Below are 22,572 nucleotides of genomic sequence, written 5' to 3' on the forward strand. Positions count from 1 at the left end.
ACCGCTATTTTATTGTACTTGCGGGGCAATCATATCCGTCAATCCATTCATACGTAACATTAAATCCATAGCAGACATTTCGGGTAATGCTTTAAGAAAGCCATACGCATCTTCCAAGCCTTTAAAAGAAAACGCTTCAATCTCCTGCACTGGACTAAACGCCCGTCCATCGTCAATAAATAGATAAAGGCGAATGACGGAAAATTCATCCGGATCATATGCGTCCTCATCCATATTCTCCCCCATAATAACAATTGCGACATGGTCCCTTGCAGGGCTAATGACTTGTGTCAAATACATCATTCCATCGAACAAATCGTTTGGAAGTTCAATCTTTTTTTGCTCCATCTTTTCTCCCCCTCAGTACATTATTTCGCGTTTGAAGGGGAAAATCCTCTTTATAAGTTATTATTTCCTATGAAAACATAAAAGGTGAAACGGGATGCTTTTGCAAATTCCCGTTTCACCTTTCATTCATTACATATCCAATGTGTCAGATAACTCGTGGTAGTCAACTGTTTTCAGAAATCCTTTAGATTGCATGTTCTTCACAAATTGTAGCAGTTCCATTTTCATTTCCATGAGTTCGATGTCTAGGAATTCTGCTGTATTCTCGTTTTCTATGGGCATTAACATAACCCTTCACACTCCTTTTTTATCGTCTCAAATTTTTGAATCGTATATTAGACCTATTCACATAAGCAACAAACAAATTTCCACAATTGCTGTAAGTAAAAAGTCCTCGTTAGCATACCCTTAATTCTTCCTGTATTAAACATATCATGATTGGAATGCAGATTGAAGTTTTTCCTGTTGGGACATTCTTTTTAGAAAAGCCTATTTTTTTGCCGATTTCAATAAATATTTCTCAAATTAATTTGATTTGGTTTATACTATTAATGTACTATGATAATAAAGAGAGGGGTCGGCATATGAAAATAGGTCATTTGATTCGTGCTGAACGTGTACGTCAAGATATGAAACAAATAGTCCTTGCAAAAGGCATTTGCACGCCTTCTTACCTATCTAAAATTGAACGGAATTTAATTGAACCGAGTGAAGACATTGCAGAGCTATTATTTGAACGTTTAGGGTTAGATCCAGGGAAAATGCAGAAAAAAGATTTACAGGCTGAAAAAGAGTTCAAAGAGTTGCTTTTATCAACATATAAATTGGTGATTACTTCAAGGAGTGTCGAACTCACAGCTGGAAAACTTGAATACCTGGAACAGAACAGCCCATTATTCGAAAACGATTCCCTATACTATACATATTTATTAATTACCTTAAGGTTTCGGTTGATCTTGGGTAAAAACTTCGATGAACTGAGTAGGGAGATTGAAGCTTTAAGTAGTTCAGTTGATAGTTTTGATGTTTATCAAAAGTATTTATTTCTACTCAATCAGGCATTGTATTACTATAATTCGGGAATACGAAAGAAGGCAATTTCATATTTTGAAGAAATTGTAGAGGATTTGGATAAGATTCCACTTGGGGATTGGGAAAAAGCAGAGATCTATTATGTAATCGCAATTCTGTATACCGCAGAGGCAAATATATTTTTAGCAATTGATTATATCCGAAAAGCTCTTGATTATTTCATGGAAACATTGCAGATGAATAGGGTTTTGGAGTGCTATATTATCATCGGTGTCACTAGAAAACAAAATGAACAGTTCGAAGAGGCTTTAGAAGCATACTCAAAAGCCATGCAAATTTGTGAAGAATTTCATCTTGATAGTCAAAAAGGGATTATCTATCATAATATAGGCACACTTAATGGTATAATGGGGAATAGCGAAGATGCTATTCAATACTTTGAAAAAAGTTTAAACAAAAGAGTTGTTGAACGTGATACTGATAACTTAATTTCGATTTACTGCTTAGTAATGGAATACTCTAAGCTAAATGATAAAGAGTCTGTTAGGAAATGGGCTGATGAGGGCCTTAATATAATCAGGCAATCTGATGATGAAAGACTAGGTTTTTATTTTCATCACTTTAATTTTTACAAATCCCTTCATAGTGAAGAGGGACTATCCGAAGAAATAGCATTGGACGCAATTCAGTACTTTAAGGAAATTCAAGAGTTCAAGTTAATTCATAAGTATTCCATTGCTTTGGCAGACTGGTACTATTACAATAGGAAATATAAACTGTCATCTATTTATTACCGTGAAGCTAATAAATACGGTAATATTTATAGAAAAATAGAGAAATGGGAGGATATATAATGAAGAAAATGCTATCTATTCTTTTACTTGCAATCGTATTGGGACTATCTATTCAATCCAATGCTTCAGCAAATGCAGGCAGTACGCCAGTCGGTGATCAATTACCAAAGGTTTTCAAAACTTACAACATCCAAAACTAATGAACTAAAAGGAGCGCCTGGATTCGGTGTTCCTTTTTTATTTGATTTCAATATGTGTAGGAAGATATATGTTGTGATGCGACACGGTAGCGTTGTGATACGGGGCGATTACGTTGTGGTACGAAGCGTCTGTGTTGTGATACGAGCGCTTTACGTTGTGATACGGCCATTCTACGTTGTGATGCGAACCTCCACGCCCACAAAAAAAGGAAGCGAACCTAACACGGTTCACCTCCTCTTTCAGATAACTTAGATCCCCACCGGCACAATATACATCCCAGCCTGTTCATCATGCTTAACAATCACCTGGACACCATAAATCTCATTAATCGCATCAGCTGTAATTATCTCCGCCGGCGCACCGCTAACAGCAATCTTCCCGTCCTTCATCGCAATGATCGTATCGCTATATTGAATTGCCTGGTTAATATCGTGCAATACCATAACAATCGTGATGCCGTGCTGTTTATTCAACGAACGGATGAGCTCTAACAATTCGTATTGATAATATATATCGAGATACGTAGTCGGCTCATCCAAAAACAAATACGGCGTCTTCTGGGTCAGCGCCATCGCAATCCAAACACGTTGCATCTGGCCACCGGATAACTGGTCAATCGGCGTCTTCCGTTTATCAAGCAGGTTGGTGCTTGCAAGCGCCCATTCAACCGCTTCCTCGTCCTCTTTCGTCGATGAGGAGAAGAGGTTTTTATATGGAATACGCCCGTATGCCGTCAGCTTTTCCACGGTCATATCAGACGGCGCATTGTTTTGCTGATGGACGACGGCGAGCCTTTTCGCAAGTTCTTTTGGCTTGAACTCGGTCAATGATTTACCATCCAATACAACTTCCCCTTTTTGCGGGCGATGGTGATTCGACAGGACACCAAGTAATGTGGATTTCCCGCATCCGTTTGGACCGATGATTGTCGTTATTTTCCCGGGTTCGATGGTGCCATCGACGCCGTGCAATGTATTCAGCTTTTTATCGTAGGAAAACGTGACACCGTTAATATCCATAAATGCGATCACTCTTTCTCAACAGGAATATGAGGAATGGTCCACCGATAACTGCGACGATGATGGATGCCGGGATTTCATTAGGCGCGATCAATACACGGCCAAGCGTGTCTGCAAGCAGGATCAAGAGCGCTCCTGCCAACGCGGAAAACGGAATGAGTACTTTATGGTCATTGCCGACTAACGTCCTTCCGATATGCGGAACGAGTAGTCCGACGAACGCAAACATACCCGCAACGGCAGTCGCGACAGATGCCAACAAGACGGCGATCAATGCAATAACGAACCTTGCGAGATTTACATTGACTCCTAAACTCTTCGAGGTCTTATCTTCAAGCGCCAAGTAATTGCACCATTTATAGACGAAAAAGGATAGGATAATGCCGGCACTTCCGTAGAGCACTATCACATCGACATCGCTCCACTTCTTCATCGTCAATGTCGAGGTCGTCACCTGGCTCATCGACTGCGTAAGCCCGCCGCCACTAAATCCTATCGCCTGGCTCAATCCTGTGAACAGCGCGTTGACCGCTATCCCGATTAAAATCATTCGTAGCGGATCAAGCCCCGACTTCCAAGATAATGAGTACACCAGCAAAAATGCTAACGCACCGCCTAAAAACGCAAATAACGGTACAAAAAAGAATAACGTGGGAAAAACTGCAATCAACAAAATGGACATGAAGCTTGCGCCCGCAGATACCCCGATGATGCCCGGGTCAGCTAACGGATTACGCATGACAGCCTGCAACAGCACACCAGCCACTGACAAGGCAGCCCCCGCAAACACCGCGATCAGTATCCTTGGAAATCGCAGATCTTTAATGATTGCGACGTCATCATTCGTTCCCGTCAACAACCCTTGAATCAATTCAAACGGCGTCACAGTAATGCTTCCTGTCAATGCCGATTTCACAAAAACGACGGCAAGCAACGCGATAATGACTATAAAACTGAGCCTTCTTTTAGTAAACCAAGACATATTTCAACCTGCCTTCTTCATTCCGGGAAGAGCATTTTCTGCAATTCATCAAGCGCCTCAGCTGCAGCCAAATTGCCTGTCGTACCGAATAGTTTCTCCTCTAAATCATAAATGCGTCCATTCTTCACAGCATTGAAATGCTTCCAAACATCATTTGTGCGGAATTCCTTATCGAACATTTCCACTACCTGTTCCGGCATTCCGTGTGCAGCCCTCAAAATGATGTCTGGATTCGCCTGCTGCAAGTATTCCGTATTGGAGGATAAAAACTCAACATCCTCCCCGGTAATCACATTCACGCCACCAGCGCGCTTCACAAGGTCTCCAATATATGAGTGCTCTGTTGCAACCAAATAGCTTCCAGGAATTCCAAGTAGAATTAATACAGTCGGCTTCTCTTTCCCCTCAGCCGCCGCCTCAATTTTAGCCACCTTCTCCTCAAACTCCGCTACGATTGCTTCCGCCTGCTGCATACGGTCATATTTCTCGCCAATGCGCAAGATTTCTTGATGCATCGCGTCGATACTTTCCAAATTGGCATACGTCATATTGATCCCGCGCTCTTCAAACATCTCTTGCAAATCATATTTCAACGTTGTCACTGAATAGATTTCCGTCGGTTTTAAGGAAAGCAACGTTTCCATATCAGGGCTCATCGGATTGCCGACTTCTTTCGCATCGGCATATCGCTTAGGCAGATCTTTATAGCTCGAAGGCACGCCAACTAAATCGATATCAAGGGCATCCATAATTTCCGTCAATGCGACGGTAGTTGCAACAATTCGATCGCCGTCCGGTACATCCGTTGCTTGTAAGACCGCCTTGTCATTCCCTGAAGAACAGCCGCCTAACACGACAAGGATCATCAAGCCCATTAAGCCAATAGCCTTTTTCATTCCTGAACAACTCCTTGTGCGCACTTATTTACGAGCGCGTTTCTTCATAGCAACATATGCAATGCCGCCTGCAACAACCGCGAATCCTACAGCCAATGCGATGAACAAGGTTGTGTTTGAACTATCCTTTTCATCCGAGACCTCAACTGCAACTGCCTCTTCTTGTGCAGCTTCTTCTATTTCGGTTTCAATTTCTTCATCTGCTGCTTCTTCCTTTTCTTCTTCAGAAGCAATAAGTTCATCCTCTTCGTCGTTTGAGACATCTTCGGTTTCATCCGAAACGCCTTTCTCCGTTGAAGTGCTCACCGTTTTCTCGTCTTTTTCGGTATCAGCTGACTTGCTTGCCGTTTCAGATTTATTTACAGCCACTTCATTCTTGGTAACGTCCGTTTTCTCAGCCGGCTTTTCTGTCTTCTGTCCAGCAGGCTTTTGCACCTGTTTCACCTCAGGTTTCACTTCCGGCTTCGCTGCAGGTTTCGTCACCGGTTTCGTCACCGGTTTCGTTTCCTTAGCCGGCGGTGTTACAGGGGTTTGGACTGGTGCTGGTGGAAAGGATGATGTGTTGAAAACGAGGCGGATATCGTATTTATTATCATAATCAAACCCTGGAATCCCGGTAACGATTATATGAATCTTTGCATTCACAGGCTGTGATATATCTGCAACGTCAAATTTGACGACCCGTCTATCATTCGCTTCGCTTACGACTTGCACGTCTCTTCCCTGCACCTGGAAAGATTGCCACCATGAACTATTATTCAATGTCACCGTTACAGTTGCCTTGTCATTCTGCATTTTCACTTTCGCAGGGCTCACCATATATTCAACAGTAGCAGATTCCTCATTCGACGTTGCCTTTAAGACGGAGAACGGAACGGTATAATCACCATCAGCGTATTTCGCGTTAGCCGCATGAATTTGCCCCATAACAGGAATGAGGAACGCAAGCAACATCACAATTACCATCGAAAAAAGTGTTTTGGTTTTCATCTTAGACTCCTTTAGATACAGACAACGCCGGCTGTCGCATGTGTGCGACGCCGGCAATTGAATGTGAATTTATTTAATTACTTCAAGCATTTTGTAAACCATTTTAGATGCATGTGCACGAGTCGCGCTATCTTTAGGTTGGAAAACTTTCTTGCCGTCTACAGTGCTTCCGTCAATGATTCCAAGACCAGCGGCTAGGGTTACTGATGTTTTCGCATAGTCATTGATGCGACCTGCGTCAGCAAAACCTACATCAGTTTTAACGTCCTTCAAAGCGGATGCATTTTTATATTCGATTGCGCGGATGATCATTGCCGCCATCTGTTCACGTGTGATCTCTTCATTTGGACTGAATTTGCCATCGTTTTTACCTAATACGATGCCTGCACGGTTCGCAGCTTCAATTTCTTGAACAATCGTCTTCATATCTTTTGTTACATCAGTGAAAGTTCCAGTCGCTTCTTGTGTTGGAAGTTTCAATGCACGAGCAATGACCATTGCGAATTGTGCTCTTGTGATTTTATCGTCCGGAGCAAATGTCTCGGAAGTTTTCCCTTTAAGGATTTCTTGCTCAGCAAGTGCAACGATATATTCTTTTGCAAAAGAATTATTGATATCTTTGAATGAAACAGGGGCTTTCTCAGGCGCCACTAATTTGATGCTATCTGTAACAAATGCAAGACGTACAACATGATGGCCTGTATAATTTGCTGAAGCAACATGAACAGTCACTTTCGCATTCTTAATTTGACTAAGATCCGCCACTTCGAAGGAAACAGTGCGGATGTTTTCTTCTACTTTCACGGCTACGACTTTCGCATCTACGAATTCACCGTTTTGTTCCACTTGGAATCCTGTAACTTGTTCATTGTTTGTTAATTTAAGAGTAACAATGTTTTTACCGTCTTTTACAGCTAATGCTGCAGTAGTTTCCATATGTCTTACCATTGAAGAATCTTTGTCTTCTTTTTCATGCAATACCTTGAAGTCGATTGTATAGTTTCCATCTTTTACAGTTACACTTGGTTTTTCAGTTGCATCTTCATTCGGCTTTTCTTCTTTCTCAGCAGGAACAGCACTTCCGTCAAATTGGAAACGGATGTCATGTGTCTTATCATAGACGCCTAATCCTGGAATGCCAGTAACGATAATATGAGCTTTCGCGCTTAATACGCTCTTAACATCTTTAAGTTCAAACTTAACAAGTCTTGTTTTTGCTTCTTCATCTTCACTTACAACTTCAACAGCAACAAAATCTTTGCCATCTTGGATTTTCATAGTTTGCCAGTACTGACTATCTAACAATGTCATATAAACGATTCTCTTACCATTTTCAACTTTGATTTGCGCAGGGCTTTTTACAAATTTAGCTGCAGCCGATTCTTCATCACTATCTGCTTGAAGCACTTTAAATGGTAGTTCATATGTTTGCTGTTCTTGCGCGTTCACTTCAGCAGCTGCTGATGGAAGTGCAGGAACCGCTGTAAATAAAACAAGAATAGCTGTTAAAAGCATCATCAAATTCTTCTTCATTAATTAACTCTCCTTTAAGTATCAGTTCGTTTTTTTCGATCGCATCAATCGGAATGCTACAACAGCAACCACTGCGATCGCTATGTAAATAAAAGTATTTCCTGTTGTACCTTCGGACTCGGCTTCTCCTAACCAACCCGTATCTGTCACTTCGGCGGAATCAAGTTTGACGGCAACTCGGACTGTGTAGGCATGATCGTAAGCCGGCTCCATCTCTTCAATTGCAACACGCATCTTTAGCGGAAATGGCTCTACAAGATCACCATCCACCTTAAATTGGACGACGCGTAAATCCGTTTCATCATCCCAGCCGACAACGTTCACTTCTACAAAGTTATCGCCATCCTGCGCCTTTAACTCTTTCACCCAGTTGCTATGATTCACGGTTAACTGCATGTACGCGTCTCCGTCCTTCACTTTTAGCAACGCAGGTTTAACAAAATAATCATTCGCGATGGAAACGGAATCACTATCAGCTTGCAACAACTCATATTCAACTGTATAAATACCATCCGTTAAAGATGCAGCCAAAGTTCCCGTACCATTTGCTATAAAAAAGAAAGCAAGCAGTAAAATAACCGCCCAACCCTTAACTAGATTTCGATTAGCCAACCCCTCACCTCTTCCAATGAGAACAGTTATCATTTCCTCACAATACTATCTTACATCCTTGTAATTTAATAGACTTTTTCCCAACCGTCACATATCGTTCACAAAAAAGTGACGACGATTTGAACTGTAAAGGGTTTGATTTGCAATAATCCCGACAGTCGGTTCGAAAATCAGAGAAACCAATGGAAAAAGGTGATATCCCGTTCAATTTTGAACGAAATATCACCTTTATAAAGTGAGCACATTTTGTTATTCATTTTTAGACCTCTTAAAAAACCGCCTCTTCAAACCCTTTTGCCTGCAAATCGCCATTTTCGATTTCCTCGACAAAATGACAGGCGGCTTGGTGGCCGTCAATCATTGAATCATGTGTGAATAACTTGGGTTCTTCAACTTTACATATATCCTGTGCAAATGGGCAACGAGTGTGGAATCGACAGCCTGCAGGTGGATCGATGGGTGAAGGAACATCGCCTGTTAGAACGATATGCTTTTTCACCCGCGTCGGGTCCGGGATGGGAATCGCAGATAATAATGCTTTCGAATATGGATGTTTTGGGTTCTCGAATATCGAGTATTTATCGCCGATTTCCACAATTTTCCCTAAATACATGACAATGACCCGATCGGAAATATGGCGGACAACTCCTAAATCATGTGAAATGAATAAATACGTCAAATTAAAATCTTCCTGGAGTTCCTTTAACAAGTTCAGCACCTGTGCCTGAATGGAGACGTCCAAAGCAGAGACTGCCTCGTCACATATAATCAGTTTCGGTTTGACCGATAATGCCCGTGCAATGCCGATCCGTTGCCGTTGCCCACCAGAAAACTCATGTGGATAACGATCTGCCTGGTATTCATTCAATCCGACTGTTTCAAGCAACTCAATGATCCTTTTTCGCCGGTCCTTCGCAGGGACCACCTTCTGGATTGTCATCGCTTCATTTAGGAGATTAGCTACCGTTTGGCGCGGGTTGATGGATGCATATGGGTCTTGGAAGATGATTTGCAAGTCTTTCCGCAGCTTCCTCATTTCACGTTTCGACAAAGTCGTCAGTTCATGACCATCAAAAGTGATCGAACCTTCCGTCGGCTCTTCCAATCGAAGGATAGCACGACCCGTTGTTGATTTTCCACAGCCTGATTCCCCTACAATACTGACCGTCTCGCCTTCGTAAATTGTGAAGCTGATATCATCTACCGCTTTTACATGGTTAACTGTCCGGCCCATCATTCCACCTTTAATCGGAAAGTATTGTTTCAGTCCCTCGACTTTCAGCAATTCTTTTTTCGCCATAGACAATCACCTCCGATTCGCCTTCCCATTTTTCACTATAAATCCAGCAACGTACGTCATTTCCTTCTACATCCTTCATCAGCGCAGGCATCTCCCTGCGACAAAGGTCTGTTGCAGCCGGACATCTTGGTGCAAACCTGCATCCAGTAGGCATTTCCTTAGGATTCGGTACATTGCCTTTAATCGACTCTAATTTTTCAACTTCGACATCATGTCGTGGCAATGAATTCATTAATCCAATTGTGTAAGGATGTTTCGGCTTTTGGAACAGCGTAACGACATCCGAATACTCGACGACTTGCCCGGCATACATGACCGCTACATAATCGCATGTTTCTGCAACGACACCGAGGTCATGTGTGATCATTATTACCGACATGCCCAGCCGCATTTGCAATTCTCGGATAAGCCTAAGAATCTGGGCTTGTATCGTCACATCCAGTGCAGTTGTCGGTTCGTCTGCAATAAGAATTTCCGGATTACATGCCAAAGCCATCGCAATCATGACTCGCTGACGCATTCCTCCGGATAACTCATACGGATACTGTTTTATCCGTTTATCCGGGGATGGGATTCCAACAAGCTTCAGCAGTTCGACCGATTTGACAAGCGCAGCTTTTTTTGACAAGTTCTGATGCTTCATTATTGACTCACTAATTTGCTGGCCAACAGTGAAGACAGGATTCAATGAAGTCATCGGTTCCTGGAAAATCATTGAAATAGCATTTCCACGAATATCCCGCATCTGTTTATCCGAATAAGTTAGCAGATCATTCCCTTTGTAATGAATTTCACCGCCAATTATTTTTCCATTATCAGCAATCAACTTTAAAATTGATAATGCCGTTATACTCTTTCCCGAGCCGGATTCACCGACAATCCCAAGTGTCTTCCCTAACGGCAGCGCGAAACTGACACCGTCAACAGCCTTCACTTCACCGTCATCTGTAAAAAAGGATGTGCGAAGATCGCGCACTTCCAACAAAACCGTTTCCATTCCGGACACCTCTCTTTCAAACATGGATCAATTCAAGTCAATCCGCTTATTTAGTAAGCGGTAGGATATATCGACGAGCAAGTTTACGAAGACAAACAGGAATGAAATGATTAGGACGGTTCCTTGGACAATCGGGAAATCCCGTGTTCGAATGGCGTCGATCGTAAGCCGCCCCATTCCGTTAATGGCAAAAATCGATTCTGTCAGAACGGCACCTCCAAGGAAGCCCCCGAATTCAAGTCCGACGACAGTAATGACAGGGATCAAAGCATTCTTCAAAGCATGCCGATAGACAACAACACGCTCGCCCATCCCTTTTGCCCGTGCCGTGCGAATATAGTCTTGTCCGATGACTTCAAGCATCGATGCCCGCGTCATACGCGCAATGATTGCGGCTCCGCCCGTTCCAAGTGTGATAACAGGCAATATTAGCTGCCTCCAGTCGTCCCCCCATCCGGATGCTCTCATTTTAAGAAAATCCGGCAACCAGTCGGGACCGATTGCAAACCATTGGATCAACATAAGACCGAACCAGAAATTCGGCATCGACAATCCAAAAAGGGCAACTATCATAATGGAAATATCAGACCATGTATAATGCCGTACCGCAGATATAATTCCTGCTATCAAACCAAGGAAAACTGCAAGAATGGTCGCATAAAAGGATAGTTGCACAGTCGTCCAGAACCGAGCCTTTATTTCATCCATTACTGGCCTGTTGCTTCGGACTGAGTTTCCAAGATCGCCTTGGACAACATTTTTCATGTACTTGAGATATTGAACGGGAGCAGGTTCATTCAAACCCAATTTCTCACGGATCTGCTCCACCGTTTGAGGAGACGCACCTTCTCCAGCCATGATTTGTGCCGGATCCCCTGGTATTAAGTACATCAAAGAGAATACTAGAATCGAAACGCCAAGCAAGACCGGTATCGTCTGGAGTAGGCGCCTTATCACAAACTTTGTCATCTATTTGCCTCCTCCTTCATTTTCTCATCTTCGGGTCGAGCGCATCGCGCAACCCATCCCCGAAGATATTAAATGCCAATACGACGATAACAATGGCTACCCCTGGGAATAAAACAAGATGCGGCGCTTGCTGCATGTAGGCCCGCCCTTCACTGAGCATAGCCCCCCATTCAGGTGTTGGCGGCTTTGCACCCAACCCTAAAAACGCAAGACCGCTCGCTGTCAAAACAGCTGTCGCTATCCGTAAAGTCAACTGAACAATGATAGGCGACATGACGTTCGGTAAAATATGCTTGAAAATAATTCGCGCATCACTTGCTCCAAGCGCTTTTACTGCATCGATATATTCCAGTTTCCGTACCGATAACGTAGATCCGCGTACAATCCTTGCAAAAGCAGGGACTGAGAAGACCCCGACCGCAATGATCATGTTTTGCACACTTCCTCCTAAAACGGAAACAATCGCTAACGCGAGAAGAATTCCCGGGAATGCAAGCAGGACATCCATAATTCGCATGATGACCGTATCAAGTTTTCCTCCATAATAGCCGGAAATGATGCCAAAGAAGACACCGACAATTCCTCCAAGTGCAACGGAGAAAAATCCGACTTTCATCGTAATGGACATGCCATGGATGATACGGGTAAAGATATCCCTTCCATAGTTATCCGTACCAAACCAATGTTCAGCAGAAGGCGGCTTAAGTTTATTCGAAATTTGTGGCTCGTAAGGATCAAGAGTCGTCAATAGTGGCCCGATAAATCCGGTCAAAACAAAAAATAGTATGAGAACTCCGCCCACAACTGCTGCTTTATTTTTGCTGAGCCTACGCCAAAAGGCTTTGTATGCCTCAACCCTTGGGCTTGACCGCTTCTGCCCGATTCCTGCAACAGGAGTATGTTGAACCATGTTTGAACACCTTCCCCTATTAATTTATTGAAAATTGGTATATTTACAGTAGCATATCATGAATATAGCATTTGAGGAATGCTTTTTACTATTGTTTTTGTTTAATTTACAATAATGTAATTTAAACATTAATTAAGTGAATATGGCATTGCAATGTATGAGTATTTCATCGGAAAACATATTTAGAGATTAAATTCGAATATTTTATTTTAATATTGGATAATGCCAATTATTCTGAAATTGATTGTTTGTTTTTTGGTTATGTGCTATATTGCTACTAACTGTTGCATATTCTATTACTCTAATAGGTGTGTAATAGGGAATAACATACGGGGGGAACAAATATGAAGAAAAATGGCAAAGTGAAGTGGCTGCTTGTACTTGCTCTGGCCTTGTCAATGATTCTTGCTGCCTGTTCTGGAGGCGGAAGCTCATCTTGGGAACCGGGAGATGATATTGACAAAGGGAAAGGCAAAGGGGTCGAAGGCGGAGATTTGGTATTGGCAGTTCTATCCGATGCATCTTCTTTGGATCCAGCTGGTTCCAACGACGTGCCGTCTTCAGTAGTTCAAGCGAATATCTATGAAACACTTGTTAACCGCGATGATGACAACAGTATTGTCCCGGGGCTTGCAGAAAGCTGGGAAGCTATCGATGATACCACTTATGAGTTTAAACTACGTGAAGGCGTCAAGTTCCATGATGGCGAACCTTTCAACGCGGAAGCTGTCAAGGCGAATCTTGACCGTATTCGTGACAAAGAAGTTGCCTCACCACGTTTTTTCCTATTTGAAATGATCACTGATGTAATCGTAAAAGATGAGCATACAGTTCAGATTAAAACCGAGTATCCGTTTGCTCCTTTGTTAGCCCACCTTTCACATAACGGTGGTGCAATGGTAAGCCCGAAGTCTATCAAGGCTGACTATGCAGCAATGACAGGCGATGTGAAGGCAGGCTCTGTAATTTCACTCAATCCAGTTGGAACAGGTTACTTCAAATTCGTTAGCTGGACACCGGGCGACGAAATCAAACTTGCTCGAAACGATGATTATTGGGGCGACAAAGCTCATGTAGACACAGTTACATTTAAGGTAATCCCTGAAAGTGCTGTAAGGAATGCTGATCTTCAAACGGGCCACGTTCACATCGCTGACCCAATTCAGCCGAACGAAGTTGCTGGCATCAACTCTGACAGCTATGCAAGAGTAAACCAAAAAGCTTCATCCAGCCTTGCTTACCTTGGCTTTAATACAGAAAAAGAGCCATTCAATGATCCAAAGGTTCGTAAAGCAATTTCCATGTTGATCAATAAAGAAGATATCAGTGAAGGGGTATACGACGGATTCGGCGTACTTGCAAAAGGACCTCTTGCACCTGGGATCTTTGGTTTCAATGACAAAGCGAAACCAATTGAATACAATGTTGAAGAGGCGAAAAAGCTTTTGAAAGAGGCAGGCTATGAAAATGGCTTCAAATCTTCAATCTGGACAAATGACAATCCACAACGTCAACAAATCGCAGTTCTCGTTCAAAACGAACTAAAAAAAGTGAATGTTGAAGTGGACATCGAAGTGATGGAATTCGGTGCTTATCTTGAAAAGACTGCGAATGGGGAGCACGACATGTTCATCTTAGGGTGGTCCAACCCGACTGGCGATGCGGACTATGGAATGTACGCACTATTCCACTCCTCACAAAAGGGGAACCCAGGAAACCGTTCATTCTATGAAAACAAAGAAGTCGACAGTCTTCTTGAACAAGGCCGCCGCGAATCCGATCCGGATGAGCGTATCAAGATCTACAATAAGATTCAAGAACACCTAATCGAAGACGCACCAATGGCATACTTGATCCACACTGAGTATCTCACAGGCGTCAGCAACAAAATCAAAGGTTTCGCCATCGGTACGGATGGTATCTACAAGTTGAAGAATGTACAGTTTGTGGAGGAGTAAGATGGACTGAAGAGAATGCCGCCCGTGCGCGGCATTCTTTTTTTGTTTACATGAGAGACTGAGCGTGTATATCCTTTAGTACCTAACGGATAATAAAAACGGGAAGTCAACCAAGCCTAATCTGGTCGACTTCCCACTTTATAAAAACATTATTCGACAACCACCTTCAAATAAATCCCTTTCCTCATCATAACCTCGGACTTATCCTTCCATTGTGGATGTACGACTAATAGATATTCTTTACCAGAAATCAGCGGTGAAATAGGAGTAACTTCCACAGATCTACCATCCTTCACAGCGATGCTGACCTCAGCCTCTTCTCCACCTAACTCAATCAATTGTATTGCACGCTTGCCCAATTGGCTCCAATCCATATCCTTGCTCATACGAATCGTGAATGTCTTTGTCGTTTTCACATTTTCCATTGTTGGAAATGGCGAGTAGCCAGCAAACTTCAATAGAAGCTGATCATAATGTGATGCTTTCACTTCTTCATTGGTAGCAGTCACCACGTTTGGCGTTACACCAACTTTATCGACCGCAATCCCCTTTGGTGAATAGAATCGGGCAGTAGTCAATTTCAAAACGCTTCCGTCCTGAAAAGCGAACATTGATTGCGCCGTGCCCTTTCCATAAGAAGTTTGTCCATAAATTTTTGCAGCTTTTTGTTCTTTCAAATTAACCGCAAGCATTTCCGATGCACTAGCGCTGTATTCATTGATCAGCAATGAAACAGGGCCTTTGATTTTCATTTCTTGATTGACCGAAGGATAGATGGCCGGTGTTTTATTTTTCTCACGTATTTGGAACGCCTGCTTTACACCCGGGAAAAATCCTGCGATTTCCTGCGCAGCTGTAAGATAGCCCCCACCATTATTCCGAATATCAAGTATGAAACCGTCCGCACTCCCAAGAGTTTTGACCGCTTCGGCCATCTCCTTTGCAGAATTTGTTGCGAAACTATTGAGCCGAATATACCCGATATTCCCTCCAAGCATTTCCGCCTCAACCGTCGGCAAATGGATTTCTGCCCGTGCAATCACCTTCGTAATTAAAATACTATCTTCCCGTACAATCGTCAAAGTGACTTTCGTATTTTCCTCTCCACCTATCAAAGGAATTGCTGCTTGGATAGACTTCCCTCTCAACGATACACCATCCACCTCAGTGATCACGTCGCCAGACAGCAAACCAGACTGGAACGCCGGTCCATCCTTAATAACCGAAATCACCTTCACACCCTTATCACTTTCCTCCAAAACAACGCCTATCCCAACAATCCGTTTTTCAATTCCGTTAATAAAAGCCTCATATTCTTGTTTCGTCATATAGACCGAATGTGGGTCAAGACCCTCTACAATCTCTTTTCCAGTCTCTTTTAACAGAATATGCTCAGGCACTTTATCCACATAATATTGCTGGATAAGCTGTCGAATCTTATCCAACGGCTCCGCAGCGGATACCTGAGTAAACGGCATCATGACAAATAGGAGGGTAAGTAGCACTAATAAAGGCTGCATGCGTCTTTTAATCAAGTAAATATCCTCATTTCCTAATGTGTTTCTACTATTATATACTCGGTAATTAAGCAGGACAGAATTAGAGAAAAAAACCAACCAGATTTGGTTGGCTTTTCAAGAAAGTTTTTTAGACTCTCAGCCCAGCATAAAGGTGCTTTTCAAAAAACTCGACTGTCTTCGTGTGCATCGTAATATGGTTTTCAATCTTCTCTGTCTGGTGGCCTTCATCTTCGAAGATGACCATCTCTACTTCACGATCCATTTTCTTCAAATCCGCGACAATCTGCTCCGCTTCGCTAACCGGGACGCGAGAATCATTCCTGCCATGGAACACTAACAACGGCGCAGTGATTTGATGCGTGAGATTCATTGGCGCAGTTTCTTCGAAGAAATCACTATGTTTCGCTAACGATCCATATTCACACTCACGCAAATACCGTCTCCATTCCCCGGTATTCATGAGGAAAGTCCTTAAATTGGACATACCAACGATATCTACCCCCGCTGCCCACAGATCAGGATACTGCGTCAACGCCGACAGTACCATGAATCCGCCGTAACTCCGCCCCATAATACCAATTTTGTCAGGCAATACTTGGTGGGACTCGACCAAGGCTCCAGCCAAACTCGCCAAGTCCGCAACCGCGTCCAACCGCTTGTCCGCGTCATCCAACTTCAAATATGCCCTCCCATATCCATTGCTCCCTCGGATATTCGGAACCGCAACCGCAAAACCTTTGTAAACAAGATATTGCAAAACAGGATTATACTCCGCCCTCGACTGCGCTTCAGGACCGCCATGCACGTAAATCACGGCTGGCTTCGATTTGTCTGTATCCTGGTTATAAAAGAAATAAGGAACTTCCAAACCATCAAAGGATTTAAAGGAATGAAGTTCAGGCACTCTCCAATAACCGCCTACAGTTTCCGATTGCCCGATGAACGTGAGTCGCTCCACCTTTTTCGTAGCCAATGTATATTTCCAAATATCCCCCGGGTTCATCGGGGTTTTCATTGTGAATAAAAAGGAATCATTCGAAAGCCAAGACATTGAACCGATAACCCCATCAGGAAGCGAATCAATCAGTTCATACGTGCGCGAGTTCGTGGCATAAACCCCCAACCTTGTGATGCCGCCTTCATTTAGAGTAAAGGATAGCAAGTCACCATCCGGCGAAAGTGCAATTTCCTCCATATCCCATTTCTCCCAATGTAACAGTTTATCGAGATGTCCGGGATCCTCCATCGAAAACCTGCATAAATGTAGCGTATCTTCATTCGTATCAGCAAGGACAAATCCCTCGCGCTTTCCTACCCTTGGCGAATGCATTCGTGCAAGCTCATCTTCTTTCCCAAGGCGTACAGTCTCCTTCGTCCGGATATTCACAAGATAAATGATCCGATCAATATTCGTCTCCATCATGCTGACAAAGAAGGATTCATTATCCAGCCAACCAAGCGGAACACAATTCGCATCATTCGTGAAAACCTGTTCCACCTCCCGCGTTTCCACGTCGATAATGAAGACATCAAAAAACGCCGGGTGACGACGGTTGCTTGAATAAGATAGATAGCGACCATCCTTCGACCAACCACCTACGTAATGGAAATGATCCTTTGATTCAACTAACACCTCGGGATTCTCACCAGTCGCTCCCACAATATAAAGCTGCTGTTTTTCATTCCCCTTGCTGTCCACGCCGACTACCGTCCAGTTACCGGTCGGCGAATGATGCACACTTAATACACGGTCATCCGTTTTGATGAATTGCTCCGGCTCCCCATTAGAATCTAACTTCCATACCTGCGGAATCCCGGTTAATTTAGATAAAAATGTAAAAGTCCCTGTACCCGGAATAACCTTTGCTTCATATGCGGAATTAACCTTTAGAAAATCCAACAATACCTTCTCTTCATCAGACATGAACAATCCCCCTTGTGCGATTTCCCAATAATTTTAAGAGTCTATCAATTCTTCCTAAGTTTATCATTCATAGATTTCTTCATCAAATGAAGAGGGTTGGATTACAATATATATTTATTCTTTCCCAGACAAAACCCCTCGCCAGCCGGCAAGGGGTCATCTTTTTCACTTCAATTGCTCTACTCTGTGTATGAAAATCGCCATATCTCCACGTGTGATGGAGTTGCTTGTCCCGAATTGTGTATCACTTATTCCCTGAGTAATATTATACTTCACAAGTGCTCTAACAGCCGCGCTGTGTTTCTCCGAGACATCTTTAAATGCAATAGTTGTACCTGTTCCATCAAGTTTGTAGGCTTTGGAAAGGATCAGGGCCATTTCTCCACGAGTCAATTCCGCATCGGAGCCGAATTTCGTTTTCGACTCACCTTCCATGATGCCTCTCTCGACAAGTACATTGACTGCATTCGCAGCACGAGCCGGCACATCCTGAAATCCTGCATCTTTTCCAGTCGTCGATTCTAATTTTAACGCCTTGACAATCATTACTGCTGCGTCTACTCGCTTAATTTTCGCATAAACGCCAAATTCCGTTTTAGAAAATCCTTGTGTGATTTTATTTGCAACAAGATAATTAACTGCCGTTTTATATCGATCTGCAACATCTAAGAAAACCGTAGTTGGCGTTGCGTCTTGGACTTTAAGTACATAGGAACCTACATCTTTCGAATCCGGATCCTTCTCGATTTTAATGAAATATGTACCTGACGCCAACTCAACATTCTTGTTCATTTTCTTCGGGTTGTTTTCTACTCCGCCTTGCACAGTAGAGGATTCAATAACATTTCCATTCACATCAATTAATTCAAAGTTAACAGATTTAAAATGCACAGATAAATCGACCGCTACATTACTTGGTTTCGTAGTTGTAAATTTGAAATAATCCACATGATCATTTGTGCTTATCAACCCTTTGATTGTCTGACCGTTCAATAAAAGTGACTGTGCCGTTCCAAAGCTGTCATTCGGCTCAATCTCATTATTATCCACCGATCCAAACAATGCCTGAAGCGTATAAACTCCAGTGCTGTCGCTATAACGGACCTGTTCAATCCCAATATAGTAAGTTCCTTTTTCCAAATTGACCATTTCCGTCAATTTTACAGGACTACCAATTTTCCCGCCCTCAACCTGCTCACTGAACAGCTTCTTACCATTGCCATCCAATAACGTAAAATTCACTTCATCTAAATAAGAATCGAAATTCAGCTTCAAATTCCCAGAAGACTTCAATTCAAATTTGAAAAAATCGGCGGTATCGTTCCAGCTGATCAACCCACGAAGAGGATTAGCGTCAAGTTTTAATTCACTTGCAAGTTCAATTGCGTTATTTTTTTCAGTTTCCTTGTTATTCGCGGCACTGAACTCACTACTTACTAAAAAAGTGCCTGTCTCTTTACTAATAAAAGAGCCATCTTTAATAGTTAAATGGTAGACACCCGACTCCAAATCCACGGATTTACTCCATTTCGAAGCCTCAGTCATTTTCCCATCATAGGCCTTCTCTTGGTAGACAGTATCTCCATTCCAATCTTTCAATGTAATGGAAGTCGTATTAATATACGAATGGACATGAATCGTCAGTCTTCCAGGCTCAGATACAGGTACCATATATACTGTTTCGGCTGACCCTGGATAGATCTTACCGGATTCCTGAACCCCTGTAGGAAGTACAATTGGTGAATTCGCTTTCGCCACATGATTCGTGAAAAGCACTAACATCATAATCGTCATAACAAGTGTCAGCTTTTGAAGCCCTCTATTTTTCATCTCTACGCCTCTTTCGTGTTTAATTTGATAAAATCCCACTATACTCTCCCGTTCACCACCATCCCAATTGATATATTTCTTAGTTCCGCCTTTTTCATGCTGTTTATCTGCGATGAGTTTTCTATTAATATAGTATACCATCAAATAGTGTCGGAAATAGTAGAATTTTGAATGAAAAGGGAAACGGATTTAATAGCCACGCCCACTAATAAGAACTTGTCCCACTCAAAACCACATATATTCTCCTACACAGCCTCTTTTTTATGGTATATTACACCTTATAAATAGATGAAAACAGGTGAATTTCTTGAAATTCAGTGGCAGGATAATCGCAATTGGGGTAGTCGGTCTGTTTAATGTAATTCGTTATTTTTATTACCATCAGTATTTAGGGATTCCCTTTACATTGGATTTTTTTATTTTAACGGCGTTCTTTTTGACAGTGGCCTGGTGGGGTGGGAAACAATTTGATCGGGTAAAATACTTTTCTGAAAAGGATCCATTAACGAATACATTCAATCGCCGGACGATCGAACGTTCCTTTCAAAAAATAGCTAAAACATGCGATAAAAAGGGTCAAAAGTTAGGTGTTATTTTACTGGATCTCAATGATTTTAAAGTTGTTAATGATACATACGGGCACCATAAGGGCGACGAACTGTTGACGGAAATCGCATCACGGCTTAACAAATCTGTTAATAACAACGATTTGGTCGCGAGATGGGGCGGCGACGAATTTTTAATCCTTGTACCAAATTGTAAAGATCGATTTAGGGTGGAATATATTAACAATCTCAACCAAACGTTAGAGGAAGAATTCGAGCATTTTCCAACCATCAGGGCATCCATCGGCTTTGCATTCTATCCAGATGACGAACAGAGTTTCCAAGGGTTAATTCAAAAGGCCGATGAGGCGATGTATAAGAATAAAAGAGGCTAACCACAAGCAGTCCAAAACTTTTCATCATGTGGAGCACCAGCTTTATTATAAAAATAGAGTAACAGGAAAGGGATTTACAATGAAATTACTTAAATGGGGAGTAGCATTTTTTCTTAGCTTCTTCATAATGACAAATACGGCGGCTGCGCAAGGTTTTCAGGATGTGCCCACGGATCACTGGGCGCATGATGAAATACGCTTTTTAACGGATAAGCGGGTGATACGAGGATTTGCGGATGGTTCCTTCAAACCTTTGGCTGTTTTATCAAGAAAGGACGCGGCGGTCATGCTTGTACGGGCTATGCAGCTTCCAGCTATCCAGCAGCCACAAGTAAAACCCGCTGATTTGAAGCCCACGATGGGTGGCTATACGGAGATGATGATAGCGGCGAATAAAGGGTTTTTCACGGTTACGGCAAACCGTTTCAATCCGGACAAGCCGCTAACTCGCGATGAGATGGCAAAGGCACTCGCCATTGCATACGGCTACAATGGAAAAGGATCTTCTTCCTTTAAGGATGTTGCAAAGAGCAATCCGTACTACAAATTCATCGACGGGATTGCGGCTAACGACATCACTACAGGATATTCCGATGGTACATTTAAGCCGAATGTCGCTGTTAATCGCGCACAGTTCTCGACATTCCTAAAGCGTGTTTATGATAAACCACATGAATATATCGTGAAAAAGGATGGGCGTACTTTAAAATCTTTCACAGATGATGCGGCTGCCGTTGCGTATGCAGTGAGCCAGGCAGGTTCGACTGTGCATCCTGTCAGCAACTCACTTATGAAATATGGACAAAAGCCTGCTGACTTAAAGGCTACTGGAATAAAAAACGGTGTTTTGATTTATAGCGGTTCTGAAAAGGAGTCATTCGATAAAGACTTCTTTGCACCTTATCTTGCCAAAGGGAATTCCACCTATTTCGACACATTTGTCGTTATGGGCCGGCAATATCCTAAGGGCGAATTCCAGGAAACCCCTAAAAACCTGGCGAATTACAGTGACTGGAAATGGTTTTCGGATAAACTTTTCTCACCTTCAGGCCCATTACAGCCATTGAATGGCGCTGCGATGGCGGCTAACAGAAAAGCTAAAGTCTATATCGGAATTCCTTATCCGAAACGCAATGGGAACTTGATTGACCAAAACGGAAAAGTGGTGCCCAACACACTCGCTGCTCGCAAACAAATGGTCAACTGGTACATTTCAACAATTGAGCAACAATGGAAACGGGCGGGATTCAGCAATCTTACATTAACTGGCTATTACTGGGTGAATGAAACCGTCATTCATGCAGACGACGAACTATTAGTTACAGATACCGCAGCCACAATCCATAAACTGAACAAGAGGTTCATTTATGCACCACATGCCCGAACGACTAATTTCCAAAACTGGAAATACTACGGATTCGATGGAGCCTACTTGCAGCCAAACACATTCCGATTAAACCTTGGCGATCCAAAAGCAAGGCTTCACAAAGCTTTTCTCGAAGCGCAAATCAAAGGAAGCAGCATTACTTTAGAAATCGACACCTACTCTCCCCACCAAATGGGAGCGGGTTTGCCAAACTTCGAAACGTATCTGGAGTTTGCAAAACGATATGACTTACAAGGTTTCCTTCTTTATCAAGGGACGGAGATGGTGTATCGGATGGGTACGCTGAAGAATGATGCTTATCAAAAAGCTTATGAGGGATTATGGGATTTTATGGATTAAGGTAGATGAAGGGAGCCAAAACCGGCTTCCTTTTTATGTCATTCATACAAGACTATTGTCTAAGTTGTCAGAAGTGGTGTAAGATAGCGAT

20 protein-coding genes are annotated in these 22,572 nt (G+C 42.7%); 5 read left to right on the plus strand and 15 right to left on the minus strand.

The features are described from left to right. Positions 1-9: 9 nt before the first annotated feature. Together P5G49_RS11265 and P5G49_RS11270 are read right to left on the minus strand one after the other, a co-directional pair. Complete coding sequence (locus P5G49_RS11265; RefSeq protein WP_301243850.1) at positions 10-348, minus strand: hypothetical protein; 339 nt, start codon at positions 346-348, stop codon at positions 10-12. Between the two features lie 129 nt (positions 349-477). Next, entirely contained in the window at positions 478-636 is a 159-nt protein-coding gene (locus P5G49_RS11270) for a hypothetical protein (RefSeq protein WP_301243852.1), read from the minus strand. A 296-nt stretch (positions 637-932) separates the two neighbouring features. On the opposite strand from P5G49_RS11270, the gene P5G49_RS11275 reads away from it, so the two are divergent. Both P5G49_RS11275 and P5G49_RS11280 read left to right on the plus strand, forming a co-directional pair. Continuing rightward, positions 933-2,234, plus strand: coding sequence for a helix-turn-helix domain-containing protein (locus P5G49_RS11275; RefSeq protein WP_301243854.1), 1,302 nt, complete (start codon positions 933-935; stop codon positions 2,232-2,234). Then, a complete protein-coding gene (locus P5G49_RS11280) occupies positions 2,234-2,374 on the plus strand; it encodes a hypothetical protein (RefSeq protein ID WP_301243855.1) in 141 nt (46 codons plus the stop codon). Before P5G49_RS11275 ends, P5G49_RS11280 begins: the two co-directional genes overlap by 1 nt. 249 nt (positions 2,375-2,623) lie before the next feature. On the opposite strand, the gene P5G49_RS11285 is transcribed toward P5G49_RS11280, so the two are convergent. The 10 genes from P5G49_RS11285 to nikC form a co-directional block, all read right to left on the minus strand. Further along, positions 2,624-3,394, minus strand: a complete 771-nt coding sequence (locus P5G49_RS11285; protein WP_301243856.1) for an ABC transporter ATP-binding protein — start codon at positions 3,392-3,394, stop codon at positions 2,624-2,626. Beyond that, the gene (locus tag P5G49_RS11290) at positions 3,384-4,376 is read right to left on the minus strand and encodes a FecCD family ABC transporter permease (RefSeq protein ID WP_301243858.1); all 993 of its coding nucleotides are present in this window, start codon (positions 4,374-4,376) and stop codon (positions 3,384-3,386) included. Before P5G49_RS11290 ends, P5G49_RS11285 begins: the two co-directional genes overlap by 11 nt. A 17-nt stretch (positions 4,377-4,393) precedes the next feature. Further along, the gene (gene isdE, locus P5G49_RS11295) at positions 4,394-5,272 is read right to left on the minus strand and encodes a heme ABC transporter substrate-binding protein IsdE (RefSeq protein ID WP_301243860.1); all 879 of its coding nucleotides are present in this window, start codon (positions 5,270-5,272) and stop codon (positions 4,394-4,396) included. A 24-nt stretch (positions 5,273-5,296) separates the two neighbouring features. Further along, entirely contained in the window at positions 5,297-6,262 is a 966-nt protein-coding gene (locus P5G49_RS11300; protein ID WP_301243861.1) for an NEAT domain-containing protein, read from the minus strand. Positions 6,263-6,331: 69 nt separating this feature from the next. Then, positions 6,332-7,795: an NEAT domain-containing protein gene (locus tag P5G49_RS11305; protein ID WP_301243863.1), complete on the minus strand. Its 1,464-nt coding sequence runs from the start codon at positions 7,793-7,795 to the stop codon at positions 6,332-6,334. 21 nt (positions 7,796-7,816) lie between these two features. Further along, positions 7,817-8,407, minus strand: a complete 591-nt coding sequence (locus P5G49_RS11310) for an NEAT domain-containing protein (RefSeq protein WP_301243865.1) — start codon at positions 8,405-8,407, stop codon at positions 7,817-7,819. A gap of 268 nt (positions 8,408-8,675) precedes the next feature. After that, on the minus strand, positions 8,676-9,707 hold the full coding sequence (locus P5G49_RS11315; RefSeq protein ID WP_301243867.1) for an ABC transporter ATP-binding protein: 1,032 nt from the start codon (positions 9,705-9,707) through the stop codon (positions 8,676-8,678). Next, on the minus strand, positions 9,652-10,704 hold the full coding sequence (locus P5G49_RS11320) for an ABC transporter ATP-binding protein (protein WP_301243869.1): 1,053 nt from the start codon (positions 10,702-10,704) through the stop codon (positions 9,652-9,654). Before P5G49_RS11320 ends, P5G49_RS11315 begins: the two co-directional genes overlap by 56 nt. Before the next feature lie 27 nt (positions 10,705-10,731). After that, positions 10,732-11,673, minus strand: a complete 942-nt coding sequence (locus P5G49_RS11325; protein ID WP_301243871.1) for an ABC transporter permease — start codon at positions 11,671-11,673, stop codon at positions 10,732-10,734. Between the two features lie 16 nt (positions 11,674-11,689). Next, positions 11,690-12,583 (minus strand): nickel transporter permease, encoded by an 894-nt coding sequence (gene nikC, locus P5G49_RS11330; protein ID WP_301243873.1) that lies wholly within the window; start codon positions 12,581-12,583, stop codon positions 11,690-11,692. Positions 12,584-12,927: 344 nt separating this feature from the next. Between nikC and P5G49_RS11335 the strand changes: the two genes are divergently transcribed. Continuing rightward, complete coding sequence (locus P5G49_RS11335) at positions 12,928-14,541, plus strand: glutathione ABC transporter substrate-binding protein (protein ID WP_301243875.1); 1,614 nt, start codon at positions 12,928-12,930, stop codon at positions 14,539-14,541. Positions 14,542-14,690: 149 nt separating this feature from the next. Here P5G49_RS11335 and P5G49_RS11340 read toward each other — a convergent pair whose 3' ends face one another. The 3 genes from P5G49_RS11340 to P5G49_RS11350 all read right to left on the minus strand — a co-directional run bounded on the left by P5G49_RS11340 (position 14,691) and on the right by P5G49_RS11350 (position 19,815). Beyond that, on the minus strand, positions 14,691-16,076 hold the full coding sequence (locus P5G49_RS11340; protein ID WP_301243877.1) for a S41 family peptidase: 1,386 nt from the start codon (positions 16,074-16,076) through the stop codon (positions 14,691-14,693). Positions 16,077-16,188: 112 nt separating this feature from the next. Then, on the minus strand, positions 16,189-17,985 hold the full coding sequence (locus P5G49_RS11345) for a S9 family peptidase (RefSeq protein ID WP_301243879.1): 1,797 nt from the start codon (positions 17,983-17,985) through the stop codon (positions 16,189-16,191). Between the two features lie 165 nt (positions 17,986-18,150). Next, the gene (locus P5G49_RS11350; protein ID WP_301243881.1) at positions 18,151-19,815 is read right to left on the minus strand and encodes an S-layer homology domain-containing protein; all 1,665 of its coding nucleotides are present in this window, start codon (positions 19,813-19,815) and stop codon (positions 18,151-18,153) included. A 298-nt stretch (positions 19,816-20,113) separates the two neighbouring features. Here P5G49_RS11350 and P5G49_RS11355 point away from each other — a divergent pair, with 298 nt between their 5' ends. Further along, positions 20,114-20,755 (plus strand): GGDEF domain-containing protein, encoded by a 642-nt coding sequence (locus tag P5G49_RS11355; protein ID WP_301243883.1) that lies wholly within the window; start codon positions 20,114-20,116, stop codon positions 20,753-20,755. A gap of 79 nt (positions 20,756-20,834) precedes the next feature. Further along, entirely contained in the window at positions 20,835-22,481 is a 1,647-nt protein-coding gene (locus tag P5G49_RS11360) for a DUF4855 domain-containing protein (RefSeq protein WP_301243884.1), read from the plus strand. Positions 22,482-22,572: the final 91 nt, after the last annotated feature.

The sequence above is a fragment of the Sporosarcina highlanderae genome (assembly GCF_030433715.1).
GTDB classification, from domain to species: Bacteria; Bacillota; Bacilli; order Bacillales_A; family Planococcaceae; genus Sporosarcina; species Sporosarcina highlanderae.

Coding starts and splice junctions, on each gene's coding strand:
- P5G49_RS11285 (WP_301243856.1), bottom strand. CDS start 3,394: ATGGATATTAACGGTGTCACGTTTTCCTACGATAAAAAGCTGAATACA.
- P5G49_RS11305 (WP_301243863.1), bottom strand. CDS start 7,795: ATGAAGAAGAATTTGATGATGCTTTTAACAGCTATTCTTGTTTTATTT.
- P5G49_RS11300 (WP_301243861.1), bottom strand. CDS start 6,262: ATGAAAACCAAAACACTTTTTTCGATGGTAATTGTGATGTTGCTTGCG.
- P5G49_RS11320 (WP_301243869.1), bottom strand. CDS start 10,704: ATGGAAACGGTTTTGTTGGAAGTGCGCGATCTTCGCACATCCTTTTTT.
- isdE (WP_301243860.1), bottom strand. CDS start 5,272: ATGAAAAAGGCTATTGGCTTAATGGGCTTGATGATCCTTGTCGTGTTA.
- P5G49_RS11275 (WP_301243854.1), top strand. CDS start 933: ATGAAAATAGGTCATTTGATTCGTGCTGAACGTGTACGTCAAGATATG.
- P5G49_RS11315 (WP_301243867.1), bottom strand. CDS start 9,707: ATGGCGAAAAAAGAATTGCTGAAAGTCGAGGGACTGAAACAATACTTT.
- P5G49_RS11265 (WP_301243850.1), bottom strand. CDS start 348: ATGGAGCAAAAAAAGATTGAACTTCCAAACGATTTGTTCGATGGAATG.
- P5G49_RS11345 (WP_301243879.1), bottom strand. CDS start 17,985: ATGTCTGATGAAGAGAAGGTATTGTTGGATTTTCTAAAGGTTAATTCC.
- P5G49_RS11290 (WP_301243858.1), bottom strand. CDS start 4,376: ATGTCTTGGTTTACTAAAAGAAGGCTCAGTTTTATAGTCATTATCGCG.
- P5G49_RS11280 (WP_301243855.1), top strand. CDS start 2,234: ATGAAGAAAATGCTATCTATTCTTTTACTTGCAATCGTATTGGGACTA.
- P5G49_RS11350 (WP_301243881.1), bottom strand. CDS start 19,815: ATGAAAAATAGAGGGCTTCAAAAGCTGACACTTGTTATGACGATTATG.
- P5G49_RS11325 (WP_301243871.1), bottom strand. CDS start 11,673: ATGACAAAGTTTGTGATAAGGCGCCTACTCCAGACGATACCGGTCTTG.
- nikC (WP_301243873.1), bottom strand. CDS start 12,583: ATGGTTCAACATACTCCTGTTGCAGGAATCGGGCAGAAGCGGTCAAGC.
- P5G49_RS11270 (WP_301243852.1), bottom strand. CDS start 636: ATGTTAATGCCCATAGAAAACGAGAATACAGCAGAATTCCTAGACATC.
- P5G49_RS11360 (WP_301243884.1), top strand. CDS start 20,835: ATGAAATTACTTAAATGGGGAGTAGCATTTTTTCTTAGCTTCTTCATA.
- P5G49_RS11335 (WP_301243875.1), top strand. CDS start 12,928: ATGAAGAAAAATGGCAAAGTGAAGTGGCTGCTTGTACTTGCTCTGGCC.